The following is an 11,230-nucleotide window of genomic DNA, read 5'->3' on the forward strand; positions in this document are numbered from 1 at the left end:
TAGCGCTGTAAGCGTTCGAAACTTGATTTGCGGCCGTCAATGCACGTCCGTAACATCTGTTACGGCGGCTGTGCGCGGGCACGTTTCGGCGTGGTCGAGTTTCCGATGCTCGGTATTCCTACCCCGCGTATAGCTGCCACCCAAGCCTGTAGGAAGGCTTTTGGCAGCTCCTATTTTCATCGGAAGGTCTTAAATGCCAACACTACATCCTGATCCACCCTACGAAAAACCAATCCCGCATCCCAAAAATCGCTTCATGGCGCTCACCAGCAACTGCACCAACATGCCTACGCTGTTCGTCGATACCCACGCCCCGCTCGATGTTTTATACGACGCCGCCAACTATCGAATTCGCGCCGTTACACAGGTGCTGGAGAACATGTCGATGCGCGGATCGGTTGAGTGTGAATCCTTTATCCTCAGCGACTTTGCCTTACTCTGTGCCATTCCATTGCGCGATGGCTGTGACGTGCTTGATGTGCTGGGGCGGCGGTTGCGGGCTCGATTTTCTGAGGTTTAGAAATTGAGGATCAGGCTCAAAATTTGGTCAGTCTGATTGGGCCTCTTCGCGGGCAAGCCCGCTCCTACATTTAACCGAGTATTTCCAGAAGTAAGCGGTTAATGTAGGAGCGAGCCTGCTCGCTATGGCGTCAGATCATTCAGCGCTGCCCTTCAAACAGTGCGTCCTCATTTTCTGGCACCGCCAAACTATCAATCACATGCACGCTATACCCCTGCACATTCTTCGCATGGTGTTTAGCCTGCGATGCCATCTCCGCCAACTGGCTCGCATCGAGTTGTCCACAGGCCCGCGGATGCAGGTGCACTACGCCAATCGACAGTGACAGCAGCGCAAATTCCTGGCGCACTCCCTGACGATTGGGGGCGATGAAGCAGCCGGCTTCCAGGTGTTCGCTGCGGTAGAAGCGTCGGCATTGGCTGTGGAAGTCGTCCAGCAGTTGGTTCAAGCGTTTTCGCCAGTCTTCCGGGCCGAGCACCAGCAGGAAGTCGTCGCCGCCGATATGGCCGACGAAGTCGCGGGAAGGGTCGACGCGATCGTTCAGGCATTGCGCCAGGCACAACAGGACTTCGTCGCCACGGCCGTAGCCGTAGATGTCGTTGAAGGGTTTGAAGCTGTCGATGTCGACGTAGCAGATGATCGACTCGCGCTCCTGTTGCAGCAACCGTGTCAGGCATTGCTGGATCGGTACGTTGCCGGGCAACAGGGTCAGCGGGTTGGCGTAGCGGGCTTGCTGGATTTTTAGTTCGGTAATCAGTTTGAGTACATCAATGACCCGACCCAGTCCCAGGTAGCTGCCGTTGAGGGTGATGATGAAATCTTCTTCGATGCGCTGGCGGGCGCGGCTGGTGATCAGGCGGCTGACCTGTTGCAGCGACTGGCTCATTTCCACGGCCAGAAAGTCGTCGTTCATCAAGCGACTGATCGGTTTGCGCGCGAACAGGTCGGTGGCAAACGGCTTGAGTAGCGCGTCTGAGAGCGAATGCCGGTGAACGATGCCGCAGGGGTGGCCTTGCTCGTCGAGCACCGCCAGGGAGTTCAGGTTGGCCTGGCGGCGGAACGCTTCCAGCACGGTGGCGGTCGGCGTGTCGCGCGACACGGCCGGTTGGTCGTTGAGCAGGGCACTGAGGTCGCTGCCTTCGTCGTTAAGCGCGACGGCGGTGCTGTCGTGTTTGGGCATCAGGTTACGTGCATCCCGGGGCGGGTGCTCCTGAGGACGGCACAGCAAATAGCCCTGGACCAGGTCGACGCCCATCTCGGTCAACACCGCGAGCTCTTCCGGCAATTCGATACCTTCGGCAATCACTTGGGCCCGCGAGGCTTTGGCGATTTGCAGGATCGAGCCGACAAATTCGCGTTTGAGCGCGTCCTGGTGAATCCCGTCGATGAAATGGCGATCAATCTTCACGTAATCCGGACGCAGCTCGGACCACAATCGCAAGCTTGAATACCCCGCCCCCAGATCATCCAGTGCGATGGAAAAGCCCATCGCCCGATAGTGATGCAGCGCGTTTTGCAGCAACTGGAAATCGTCGGTCGGGGTCTGTTCAGTGAGTTCGATGACCACCTGACTCGGTGGAATGCCGAAATCCTGCAGCAGTTGCAGGGTGCGCCCAGGCTGGTGGGCGGCTTCGAGCAGGGATTCCGGGGAGACGTTGAGAAACAGCTTGCCTGGCAGTTGCTGTTCGTTGAAACGTCGGCAAGCACTTTCACGGCAAGCGATTTCCAGCTCGCTCAAGCGACCGGCCTGGCGCGCCACGGAGAACAAGGCAATGGGGGAGTGCAGCGGGCTGTTCGAAGGGCCGCGAGTAAGGGCTTCATAGCCGACAATGCATCGCTCGGAGAGGGAAATGATCGGTTGGAACAGGCTGTGCAAGCCGCTTTGAGCCAGTATGGAACTCAAGGCACTCAGCTGTTCTGTCATGGTCATGGCAATCTCGGGGCGATAAAAAAGGACTGGGAGCAGCCTCTTGTCAGAGGTGCTCCCAGTCCCTTATTTCACGACAGAATGATGACTGTTTGATGACGCTCCGGGGAGCGTCAGCATTAAATTGCCATCATCGTGATTGTATCAACTTAGTGCTTGGCGACCGCGCTGTTGAGTTTCAGGTAGTCCAGCAGGATCCGACCGGTCTCGCTCAAGTAGGCGTCGTCTTCTGGCTTGGTCTTGTCCGGCTCGGCCGCGATGGCGTCTTCGTCTTCTTTCTTCAGCTCTTTGAGCGGCTCTTCGCCCTTGGCCTTGCGACGGATGTTTTCCATGGCCAGTTGTTTGGCTTCGATATCGGTGTGTTGTGCACGACGATCCGCTTCATTGAGGCTAACGGTTTTTTCTGCCATCAGTTTCTGCGCCAGGGCCAGTTTGTCGCGGATAAACACGAACTCCGCGTCTTTGGCCGAACGCACGTCATGCTCGGACTTGAGTTGCGAGAGGTACGGTTTGAACGGGTCGACCGCAGGCTTGATGGCCGCATGGATGGTGTCCCACGGCATGGCTTCCGGCAGGGCGCTTTCGCCGATTTCCTTGGTGTCGATAATCGACGGGTAATCGATGTCCGGCAGTACGCCCTGATGCTGGGTGCTCTGGCCGGAAACCCGGTAGAACTTGGCCAGGGTCAGTTTCAGTTCGCCGTGGTTCAGCGGCTGAATGGTCTGCACGGTGCCTTTGCCGAAGGTCTGGCCGCCGATGATCAACGCGCGGTGGTAGTCCTGCATGGCGCCGGCAAAAATCTCCGAAGCCGAGGCGGACAAGCGGTTGACCAGCAACGCCATCGGGCCTTTGTAGAACGCGCCCGGGTTTTCGTCTTCCAGCACGTCGACACGGCCGTCGGCATTACGCACCAGAACAGTAGGGCCCTTGTCGATGAACAGGCTGGTCAGTTCGGTGGCTTCCTGCAGGGAACCGCCGCCGTTGTTACGCAGGTCAATGACCACGCCGTCGACTTTTTCCTTCTGCAGCTCGGTCAGCAGTTTCTTGACGTCGCGCGTGGTGCTCTTGTAGTCCGGATCACCGGCACGGAAGGCTTTGAAGTCGAGGTAGAAGGCCGGAATCTCGATGACGCCGAGCTTGTAGTCCTTGCCGTCCTGTTTCAGGTTCAGCACGGACTTCTTCACGGCCTGGTCTTCAAGCTTCACCGCTTCGCGGGTGATCGGCACGATCTTGGAAGTCTGGTCGTTAGGCGCATTGCTGGCCGGAATGACTTCCAGGCGCACCACGGTGCCTTTCGGGCCGCGGATCAGCTTGACCACTTCGTCGAGACGCCAGCCGACCACGTCGACCATCTCTTTGTTGCCTTGGGCAACACCAATGATCTTGTCGGCCGGAGCAACCAGTTTGGTTTTGTCGGCCGGGCCTGCCGGCACCAGACGCACGACTTTCACCTGGTCGTTATCGCTCTGCAACACAGCGCCGATGCCCTCCAGGGACAGGCTCATGTTGATGTCGAAGTTCTCCGCGTTATCCGGCGACAGATAGTTGGTGTGCGGGTCGTAGGACATGGCGAAGGTGTTGATGTACGCCTGGAAGATGTCTTCCGCGCGGGTCTGGTCCAGGCGCGCCAACTGGTTCTTGTAGCGCTTGGTCAGGGTTTCCTGGATTTGCTTGGAGTCCTTGCCTGCGATCTTCTGGCGCAGCACTTCGTCCTTGACGCGTTTGCGCCACAGGTCGTCGAGTTCGGCGGTGGACTTGAGCCAAGGCGCGTCCTTGCGGTCGATCAGCAAGGTTTCCTTGGTGGTGAAATCGATCTTGTCGACGCCTTTGTTCAACTCGGCAAGGGCGAAGTCCAGACGCGCCTTGACGCGGTCCAGGTAGCGCTTGTAGATGGTGAACCCGGCGTTCAGGTCGCCGCTTTTGAGGAAGTCGTCAAACTGGGTTTTCCATTTGTCGAATTCCGCGATGTCGCTGGCCATGAAGTAGCTGCGCGACGGGTCCAGCAGCTTGAGGTAGCTGTCGTAGATGATCACGGAGCGCGCGTCATCGAGCGGCGGTTTGCTGTAGTGATGGCGCTTGAGCAATTCGACGACGTTCAGACTGGCGATTACTTCGTCACGATCAGGCTGAAGCTTGTCCCAGCTATTGGCTGCAAACGTATTGGTCGATAGCGGCAACAGGCCGATACCGATGAATAGGGCTAGGGCGGTGCCAGGAAAAAAATGCTTCATGCTGATTCGACGCGGGGACAATTGATCACGCATATTAGGCCGTCTTTGAAGTCGCCGGATCCACAAGGGCCGGTCGCATAATGCAAGAAAGCCCGAGGCTACAGCTACGGGCTCAGTCCAGACTCACTATGGAGGCACTGTGAAAGCATTGCAAGGCGTTGACGGTCAAGTGGAGTGGCTTGAAGAGCCCAGTCCTACATGCGATGTAGGACAAGTTCGCATTCGCGTGGCGGCTGCGGGTCTCAATCGCGCCGATTTGTTACAGAAAGCGGGTCTGTATCCGCCGCCGCCCGGGGCCAGTCAAGTACTGGGTCTTGAGTGTTCAGGGGTGATCAGCGAGGTCGGCCCGGGGTCTTCCTGGCAGGTCGGAGATCGGGTTTGCGCCTTGCTGGCCGGGGGCGGGATGGCCGAAGAGGTAGTTGTCGACGGACGGCATGTGTTGCCAGTGCCAGACGGTTTGTCACTGGTCGAGGCGGCAGCACTGCCCGAAGTGTATGCAACCGTCTGGCTGAATTTGTATCAACTCGCGGCGCTTAAACCGGGTGAGAAAGTTCTTCTGCACGCCGGAGCAAGTGGAATTGGTTCAGCCGCCATTCAGCTGTGCAAGGCGTTTGGCAACCCGTGCTGGGTCAGCGTCGGTTCTGCCGAGCGTCTGGCTTACTGTGAGGCGCTGGGGGCGCAGGGCGGGGTGGTGCGCAAGGGTGGCCTGGACAGTTTGAATGACCTGGGGCCGTTCGATGTGATCCTCGACCCGGTTGGCGGTCATTACGCGGCGCTGAACCTCAAGCTGCTGGCCCGAGATGGACGTTGGGTGCTGATCGGCCTGATGGGCGGCCGTGAGGCGCAGCTGGACCTGGCGCAAGTGCTGGCCAAGCGTGTGCAACTGCTGGGGTCGACCTTGCGCAGTCGCGACGATCAGTTCAAGGCGGACTTGTTCAGCGATTTGAGCCAGCACGTCTGGCCACTGTTTGCCGAGGGGCGTTTGAGCCCGCAGTTGGCCAGGACGTTCCCGATCAAGGATGCCGAAGCGGCGTTTGCCGAATTGGCGACCAACACGGTGGCGGGGAAGCTGGTGCTGGTGATCGACGAAAGCCTGGTTTGACTCTCTCCTGTAGGAGCATGGCTTGCCCGCGATGAACGTTGGCGTGTTTTGACAGACACACCGCGTCGCCTGAATCGCTGGCAAGCCATGCTCCTACAGGGGCTACCTGTTACTTCCAGAGGTGGATCGGCCAGCCGGCCTTTTCGGCATGCTCAAGCAGCACCGGATCCGGATTCACCACGTGGGGAAAATCCACTTTCAGCAACAGCGGTAAATCATTGCGTGAGTCCGAGTAGAAACTCGCGCCTTCGAGGTTTTCCTCTTCCGCATCCAGCCATTCCAGCAATCGGATGATCTTGCCTTCGCGGTAGGTCAACGTGCCCACGGTGTGGCCGCTGTACACGCCATGCGCCACTTCCAGTTCGATGCCGAGAATCTCGTCGATGCCCAGGCGATTGGCAATCGGCTTCACCAGGTGCGTGCCGGACGCCGAGATCACCAGAATCCGGTCGCCGGCCTTGCGGTGGGCGGCGATGGCCTTGGTAGCGTCGCTGAAGATAATCGGCTCGATGAAGTCCTCCACCCAAGGCCCGACCAAGTGCTCAACCTCTTCCGGCGTGCGGCCGATCATCGGTTCCAGGCTGAAGGTCATGTAGTCCTCCATTCGCAACTTGCCGTGGCTGTAGGCGTCCATCAGTTCGTTGTTCTGACGCATGAACGACTCGGGATCGACCCAGCCCAGTCGACCCATTTGCTCGCTCCAGAGGGTGGCGCAGTCGCCGTGGATCAAGGTTTCATCCAGATCAAAAATTGCCAGGGCCATTAGTGCAGTTCTCTCTTCAACATCAGCAAGGTCATCAGGCTACCTCACACAGGGCCGTCGGATCGATGGAAAGCGCCAGGCGCTGACCATCGGGATGCAGGTCGGCCGCCGAGCGGTTGAGCACATCTACCACCAATTCCACACCACGGGCTTCGACCCGGTACCGAATCACGTTGCCCAGCAAACTGTGGCTGCGCACCTGGGCATCCAGTTGGCCGTTCAGGCTCAGCTCGATGGCTTCCGGGCGAATGGCGATGCGGTGGCTGATTGGCCGTTGCAGCAGCTTCGAGGCGCTGTCGGCATCCAGCAGGTTGTAGTTGCCGATGAAACCGGCGGCAAAGACATCCACCGGGGCGGTGTACAGGGTTTCGGCGTCGCCGCTTTGTACGATCTTTCCCTGATTCATCAGGAAAATCCGGTCTGACATGGTCAGCGCTTCTTCCTGATCGTGTGTGACAAAGATCGTGGTCAGGCCCAGTTCACGCTGGATCTGACGGATCTGTTCGCGCAGGTGCTTGCGAATCCGTGCATCGAGGGCTGACAGCGGTTCGTCCAGCAACAACAAGCGTGGCCGGGTCACCAGTGAACGGGCGAGGGCGACGCGCTGGCATTGGCCGCCGGACAGTTGATGCGGATATCGAGCGGCGAAGTCGTTCAACTCCACCAAACTGAGCACTTCGGCGACGCGCTTCTGGCTGTCGTCGGCGTTGACCTTCTGCATCCGCAGGCCGAAGGCGACGTTTTGTTCCACCGTCATGTTCGGAAACAGCGCATAGCTCTGAAACACCATGCCGATTCCGCGTTTCTGCGGGCTCAGGGGAACGAGGTCCTGGCCATCGAGCAGGATCTTGCCGCCATCGACCGAGGTCAGGCCGGCGATGCAGCGCAGCAGCGTGGACTTGCCGCAACCGGACGGGCCGAGCAGGGTAACGAATTCACCTTTCTGGATTTCGCAGTTGATGTCGCTGAATACTGTGGTGCCGGCCTGCCTTGATGATGAGTAGCTCTTTTGAAGATGTTGGACGCTCACATAGCTCATTCGCTTTTGTCCTTGTTCAAGATATTGGCCGCCCAGGTCAGAACCAGCACAAAGAGGAAGTAGGAAATCACCAGTGCACTGGTGAAGTGGCCGCTGCTGTTGCGCATGTTGTTGAGGTAGACTTGCAGGGTTTCGTAGCGGGTGCCGACGAGGATGTTGGCGAACACGAACTCGCCGAACAGGAACGAGAACGACAGCAGCAACGCCACCATCAAGCCTTTGCGCAGGTTCGGCAGCACCACCAGGAAGGCCGCTTGCCAGGTGCTGGCGCCGAGCAGTTGGGCCGCGTCCATCAAGTCGCTCAGGTTGATCGCTTGCAAGTTGTTGGTGATGGCCCGGTACATGAACGGCAGGGCAATCGTGAAATAGCAGCCAATCAGAATCCACGGCGTGCCGACCATCGCGAAAGGCCCCGACCCGTAGAGTTGCAACAGCCCCACCGAAGACACCACCGGCGGCACCGCGAAGGGCAGCAGGATCAGAATGTTCATCAATGCGTCGAGTTTCGGGAAATGGTAATGCACCACAAACAGCAGCGGCAGAATCAGCACCACCGACAGGATCAGCGCACCGACGCAGACCAGTAGCGATTGACCGAAAGCGTTCAGAAAGCGCGGATCGCTCCACAGCTGGACGTACCATTTGATGCTGAAGCCGCTGGGCAGGATAGTGGCCGACCAACTGCTGGAGATCGAATAGATGAACGTGCCGAGCAGCGGCAACAACAGAATGGCAAACAGCAGGTACACCACGACGCGGTGGTAAACGCCCACGGGGCCCAGTTCAGCGCGAGACATGGTAACTCCTCTTCAACAGCAGCTGATGCACGATGGTCACCAGGGTCATCAACGCCACCAACACCACCGCCAGGGCACTGGCCAGATTCGGATCGAGGGAAATGTCACCGGACACCATTGCCGCGATGCGGATGGTCATCACGTTGAAATTGCCGGTGGTCAGTGCATACACCGTCGCGTAGGCGCCGAGGGCGTTGGCCAGCAGGATCACGAATGTGCCGAGCAGCGCTGGCGTCAGCACCGGCAAACCGATGTGCCGCCAGAACTGCCAGCCGCTGGCGCCGAGCAGTTCGGCGGACTCGCGCCAGTCTTCGCGCAAAGCATCGAACGCCGGGTAGAGCAGCAACACGCCGAGTGGAATCTGGAAGTAGGTGTAGAGAATGATCAGCCCGGTTTTCGAGTACAGGTTGAAGTCCTGAATGATCCCGGCCTGCTTGAGCATGATGGTGAAGCTGCCGTTGAAGCCCAGCAGAATGATGAACGCGAAGGCCAGTGGCACGCCGGCGAAGTTACTGGTCATGTTGGCGAAGGCGTTGACGAAGTTGCGCAGTTTCGAGTCGACCCGACGCAGGGAGTAGGCGCCAAGCACCGCGATGATGATTCCGAATACGCTGGACCAGAAACTGATCTCAAGGCTGTACTGGATCGCCTGCAAATAGAACTTTGAATTGAAGATCTTGGTGAAGTTGGCCAGGCCCCAGCCAAACTCTTCCGATTCCAGGCTGTTGATCATCACCCAGATCAGCGGGGCGATTTCGAACACGATAAAGAACAGTACAAAGGGCACAAGACACAACGCCGCCAGCCACTTGCCACGGGTATTGGCATTCACTTGAGCAGCTCCCGGCACACAGGTTTGTCGTGGGCCACGCCCAGCAGTTCGCAGACGGTGCCGCAGATTTCAGTCTGTTTCGGCATAGCGCTGGTGTTCAAGCTGAACGCATCGCCGAGGACAAACAGTGGCACTTCGCGTTCTTCCGGCAACAGGCCGTTGTGGGATCGGTCGTTGTTCATGCCGTGGTCGGCCGTCACCAGTACTTGATAACCGGCGTCGAGCCAGGTGCGCAGGTAGTCGGCCAGGATGATGTCGGCCGAACGGGCGCTGTTGCGGTATTGCGGGGTATCGAGGCCGTGCTTGTGCCCGGCGTCGTCGATGTTCATGGGGTGGATCAATAGAAAGTTCGGCGCATGACGCACGCGCAGGCTTTCGGCGTCGGCGAACAGGTGCGAATCCGGGTAGTGGTCGTTCCAGTAAAAGTGACCGTGCTGGATTGGCAGGTTCTCGTCGTCGGTGTGACGGTCCCGTGCGGCAATAAACGGCGAACGGTTGTACAGCTCACTGACCCAGTGATAAGCCGCCGCAGCGGTTTTCAGGCCGGCGTTGGTGGCGTAGTGATAGATGCTGCGCTGGTTGGACAGGCGCGAGACATTGTTGTGAACGATGCCGCTCTCGATCGGCGGGACGCCGGTGAGAATGCATTCGTACAAGGGGCGAGACAGGGCCGGCAGTTCGCACTCCAGTTTGTAGAGCGCTGCGCGTCCTGCGCCGACGTAGGCCTGCAGGTGCCCCATGGTGTGGCGCGCGACCTCGTAATTGAGGCCGTCGAGCACGACAAGGATGACGTTGTGCTTCATAGGGGCAAAAACTCCGCGAACATTGAATATTCTCAAATCCTGTAGGAGCAAGGCTTGCCCGCGATGGAGTTACCCCGTTCTTTGGATAGACCGGGGTTTCCCCTATCGCGAGCAAGCTTTGCTCTTACGGATGAAGCATTACTTCATTTCTACGATGACTTCTTCGTTCCACTTCTGAGGCAGGGCTTTGGAGGTCTTTTCCCATGCGTCTGCGTCTTTGATCGGCGTCACGTTTTTGTACTGCTCGTTAGGCAGCAGCTTGGACTTCACGTCGGCCGGCAATGTGATGTGCTCGGCACGGATCGGACGCGCGTTGCCTTTTGCCAGGTTGATCTGGCCGGCGTCGCTGAAGATGTATTCGCGGGCCAGCTTGGCGGCGTTCGGGTTTTTTGCGTATTTGTTGATGATGGTGGTGTAGCCGGAGATCACCGAACCATCGGATGGAATCAGCACTACGTAGTCATCCGGGTTGGCCATCTTGGCCCTGTAGCTCAGGCCGTTGAAGTCCCAGACCACGCCGACTTCGATTTCACCCTTCTCCATGGTGGCAATCGTCGGGTTGGCCATGGACAGGCGACCCTGCTTGGCGATTTCGGCGAACAGTTTCAGGGCCGGTTCAAGGTTTGCCTCGTTACCGCCATTGGCCAATGCCGCTGCCAATACACCGTTGGCCGCTTGGGCCGCGGTACTCACGTCGCCGATGGAAACCTTGTATTTACCGCCCTTGAGGTCAGCCCACTTGGTCGGTGCTTCGGAACCGTGCAGCAGCTTCTTGTTGACGATAAACGCGATGGAGCCGGTGTAGGCCAGAGCCCAGTTGCCGTCCTTGTCCTTGGCCCAGGCGGGAACCTGATCCCAGGTCGTCGGCTTGTACGGTTGAACTACGCCTTGCTTGACCGCGATCGGGCCGAACGCTGCGCCCACGTCACCGATGTCAGCGCTGGCGTTGTCTTTTTCAGCGGCGAACTTGGCGATTTCCTGTGCCGAGCTCATGTCGGTGTCGATGTGCTTGAGGCCGTAGGTTTTGGCCAGGTCTTCCCAGGTGCCTTTCCAGTTGGCCCAGTCATCGGGCATGCCGACGCTGTTGACGGCGCCTTCCGCTTTCGCAGCGGCTTCGAGGGTTTTCAAATCATCAGCCGCCATGGCGGCGGTGCACATGGCAATGGTCGAGCCTAACAGTGATGCCAGGAAAAGCTTTTTCATCCGAAGCTCCTTT

Annotated in this window: 10 protein-coding genes; 2 read left to right on the plus strand and 8 right to left on the minus strand. The window is 58.6% G+C overall.

The window, feature by feature from the left end; translation table 11 throughout:
* Nucleotides 1-193: 193 nt before the first annotated feature.
* Nucleotides 194-520: a hypothetical protein gene (locus LOY55_RS08380; RefSeq protein ID WP_223522496.1), complete on the plus strand. Its 327-nt coding sequence runs from the start codon at nucleotides 194-196 to the stop codon at nucleotides 518-520.
* Between the two features lie 139 nt (nucleotides 521-659).
* On the opposite strand, the gene LOY55_RS08385 is transcribed toward LOY55_RS08380, so the two are convergent.
* Together LOY55_RS08385 and LOY55_RS08390 are read right to left on the minus strand one after the other, a co-directional pair.
* Nucleotides 660-2,450 carry a bifunctional diguanylate cyclase/phosphodiesterase gene (locus LOY55_RS08385; RefSeq protein WP_223522495.1) on the minus strand — a complete coding sequence of 597 codons (1,791 nt, stop codon included), beginning with the start codon at nucleotides 2,448-2,450 and terminating at the stop codon, nucleotides 660-662.
* Nucleotides 2,451-2,596: 146 nt separating this feature from the next.
* Complete coding sequence (locus LOY55_RS08390) at nucleotides 2,597-4,678, minus strand: carboxy terminal-processing peptidase (RefSeq protein ID WP_175649011.1); 2,082 nt, start codon at nucleotides 4,676-4,678, stop codon at nucleotides 2,597-2,599.
* A 139-nt stretch (nucleotides 4,679-4,817) separates the two neighbouring features.
* Between LOY55_RS08390 and LOY55_RS08395 the strand changes: the two genes are divergently transcribed.
* Nucleotides 4,818-5,780 carry a zinc-binding dehydrogenase gene (locus LOY55_RS08395; RefSeq protein ID WP_046027131.1) on the plus strand — a complete coding sequence of 321 codons (963 nt, stop codon included), beginning with the start codon at nucleotides 4,818-4,820 and terminating at the stop codon, nucleotides 5,778-5,780.
* A gap of 109 nt (nucleotides 5,781-5,889) precedes the next feature.
* Here LOY55_RS08395 and LOY55_RS08400 read toward each other — a convergent pair whose 3' ends face one another.
* The 6 genes from LOY55_RS08400 to LOY55_RS08425 form a co-directional block, all read right to left on the minus strand.
* Nucleotides 5,890-6,543, minus strand: coding sequence for an HAD family phosphatase (locus tag LOY55_RS08400; protein ID WP_109787717.1), 654 nt, complete (start codon nucleotides 6,541-6,543; stop codon nucleotides 5,890-5,892).
* 34 nt (nucleotides 6,544-6,577) lie between these two features.
* Nucleotides 6,578-7,582, minus strand: coding sequence for an ABC transporter ATP-binding protein (locus LOY55_RS08405; protein ID WP_046027129.1), 1,005 nt, complete (start codon nucleotides 7,580-7,582; stop codon nucleotides 6,578-6,580).
* Nucleotides 7,579-8,379: an ABC transporter permease gene (locus LOY55_RS08410; RefSeq protein WP_046027128.1), complete on the minus strand. Its 801-nt coding sequence runs from the start codon at nucleotides 8,377-8,379 to the stop codon at nucleotides 7,579-7,581. Before LOY55_RS08410 ends, LOY55_RS08405 begins: the two co-directional genes overlap by 4 nt.
* On the minus strand, nucleotides 8,366-9,211 hold the full coding sequence (locus LOY55_RS08415; protein WP_109787715.1) for an ABC transporter permease subunit: 846 nt from the start codon (nucleotides 9,209-9,211) through the stop codon (nucleotides 8,366-8,368). Before LOY55_RS08415 ends, LOY55_RS08410 begins: the two co-directional genes overlap by 14 nt.
* Nucleotides 9,208-10,014 carry an alkaline phosphatase family protein gene (locus tag LOY55_RS08420; protein ID WP_109787714.1) on the minus strand — a complete coding sequence of 269 codons (807 nt, stop codon included), beginning with the start codon at nucleotides 10,012-10,014 and terminating at the stop codon, nucleotides 9,208-9,210. Before LOY55_RS08420 ends, LOY55_RS08415 begins: the two co-directional genes overlap by 4 nt.
* Nucleotides 10,015-10,152: 138 nt before the next feature.
* Nucleotides 10,153-11,217, minus strand: a complete 1,065-nt coding sequence (locus tag LOY55_RS08425) for an ABC transporter substrate-binding protein (RefSeq protein ID WP_109787713.1) — start codon at nucleotides 11,215-11,217, stop codon at nucleotides 10,153-10,155.
* Nucleotides 11,218-11,230: the final 13 nt, after the last annotated feature.

Origin of the sequence: Pseudomonas sp. B21-040, from assembly GCF_024748695.1 — a bacterium.
Taxonomy (GTDB): domain Bacteria; phylum Pseudomonadota; class Gammaproteobacteria; order Pseudomonadales; family Pseudomonadaceae; genus Aquipseudomonas.